The organism is Pseudoxanthomonas jiangsuensis, from assembly GCF_010093185.1.
Classification (GTDB): Bacteria; Pseudomonadota; Gammaproteobacteria; order Xanthomonadales; family Xanthomonadaceae; genus Pseudoxanthomonas; species Pseudoxanthomonas jiangsuensis.
Map to the genome: position 1 here is coordinate 1 of NZ_PDWL01000084.1, position 735 is coordinate 735.

1 pseudogene is annotated in these 735 nt (G+C 63.3%); it reads right to left on the reverse strand.

Going from position 1 to position 735, the window contains the following annotated elements:
* Positions 1 to 87: 87 nt before the first annotated feature.
* A pseudogene (locus CSC62_RS17365) lies at positions 88 to 735 on the reverse strand (type III secretion system effector avirulence protein AvrBs3); the annotation flags it as partial.

Sequence of the window (735 nt, forward strand, 5' to 3'; positions counted from 1 at the left end):
TTAGTAGAGTAGTGATTCGTGTGCATTTTGTTGATTATTGCTGTTTATTCAAGAAATATTGGTTATACAGATGGGTATAAGAGACAGCTCCGGGGTCAGGCCATGGGCCTGGCACAGCACCGGCAACAGCCGCTGCACCGTCTCCAGCGCCTGCTTGCCACCGCTATTGCTGGCGATGGCCACCACCTGCTCCGGGGTCAGGCCATGGGCCTGGCACAGCACCGGCAACAGCCGCTGCACCGTCTCCAGCGCCTGCTTGCCACCAATATTGCTGGCGATGGCCACCACCTGCTGCGGGGTCAGGCCATGGGCCTGGCACAGCACCGGCAACAGCGCCTGCACCGTCTCCAGCGCCTGCTTGCCGCCATCGTGGCTGGCGATGGCCACCACCTGCTCCGGGGTCAGGCCATGGGCCTGGCACAGCACCGGCAACAGGCGCTGCACCGTCTCCAGCGCCTGCTTGCCACCGCCATTGCTGGCGATGGCCACCACCTGGTCCGGGGTCAGGCCATGGGCCTGGCACAGCACCGGCAACAGCGCCTGCACCGTCTCCAGCGCCTGCTTGCCACCAATATTGCTGGCGATGGCCACCACCTGCTCCGGGGTCAGGTTCAGGGGGGCACCCGTCAGTGCATTGCGCCATGCTTGCACTGCCTCCACTGCGGTCACGCCGCCACGTTTTGCAATCTTGAGAAGTTGGCCTGTGTCCAACTGTAACGGTGGACCTCTCAACTC